The sequence below is a fragment of the Candidatus Symbiopectobacterium sp. NZEC135 genome (assembly GCF_025962695.1).
Genome location: NZ_JAGFPF010000470.1, coordinates 1 through 1,323, shown reverse-complemented (window position 1 = coordinate 1,323; position 1,323 = coordinate 1). Strand labels below are relative to the sequence as shown.

At 46.1% G+C, this 1,323-nt stretch carries 1 protein-coding gene and 1 pseudogene; both read right to left on the bottom strand.

Annotation, left to right across the window (positions count from 1 at the left end; genetic code table 11):
* Positions 1-289 (bottom strand): hypothetical protein (locus J5224_RS27980; RefSeq protein WP_264628385.1); only part of this gene is annotated, 289 nt, incomplete at its 3' end.
* 649 nt (positions 290-938) lie between these two features.
* A pseudogene (gene bioD / locus J5224_RS27975) lies at positions 939-1,323 on the bottom strand (ATP-dependent dethiobiotin synthetase BioD); the annotation flags it as partial.

The following is a 1,323-nucleotide window of genomic DNA, read 5'->3' as shown; positions in this document are numbered from 1 at the left end:
CGGTAACGGCAACAAATAACAAACTGCTGAGCCGACCCATAAACACTGACCCGTTTAATCCACCACTGAAATAATCACGAGCAAGTCCAGAAAAGTGTAACACCAGCGGCGTGGCAATAATGATGGAAGAAATAAGCGCCAGCGAACTTCGAGGCAGGTTGGCAAATGTTTCAGACAGCGCACCGCGTCTGACATATTCCCGGATTCCCGTTCCAACCGCAACCGACAAGCTATTTCGCAGCAAAACAGCCCCCATATTGCTGGCATAGCGTTCTCCCCGTTGTTTCAATGATTCGGCATTAGAAACCTCCCTGCTCGCCTGGCTATCTCGTGTGGCTTCACTACCAAAAGCGGCGGGTGGGGAAAAGGAATGGGAGACGGCGATCCTGGCGTTGAAGCCCCGCTGAGGCTATCACTTGAAGAGTAGACCATACTTAATTGGCTAAGGGTACTTAATTGCGAGAGCGAATAGTTGCTACTGGTTTCCGAGGAGCGTTCATCTACGGTATTTTCAATGTGTGCAATATCCAGAGAAACTGGCCGTGGTGGCGTAGTGAAATGATTCGGCATGAGGAAAGATTCAAAGGGTAACGAATGTGCTCTTTCAATATTTACCTGCACAGAGATAACTCCCCTAGTGATATATAAGGCTAATGGAATAGCATTGCAAGTGGATAAGTTATGTTTAGTGTGCTGAATTTATAGATTATCTAACAATACATCATCACTCGTGAAATAATGCAGCCTGCGTATTTAAATCGAGTGGTGTTGCCATGATATTAATATCATTCCCCTATCAATTAAACTCTAGCAGTTAATTTACAGCCTATTTGTTGAAATACTTCCAAAAACAGATTATACGATTATCTTATGAGAAGGTGAGGAATAAATAGATATCATCCCCTGTCGTAGGGGACGAATGGGGAATGAAGGATAAATTAATAACGAATAGAAGAAAGATCAATATAACCGGAGAGATCGCGTTGCTCTGCACGCGGTAAATACGGCAGTTCCCCTAACTGTGGTGCGGGAATTTTCTTGCGCAGTGCCGTAATGATATCCGCATAATTCGCCAACCCAGGGTTTATTCTCGGTTCGCAACCCACCCTAATAAAGGCAAGCCATCATTGATTATTGCCTGTGCGCACAACAATGCATGGCTAATACAGCCCAGCTTGATCCCTACCACCAAGACGACCGGCAACTGCTCTTGCACCACCCATTCCGAATAGGGGCGCAAATCATTCATTAACGTGCGCCATCCGCCGCTGCCTTCGACAACAACCATATCGGCCATACCGCACAGGTGCTGTAAACCTTGCG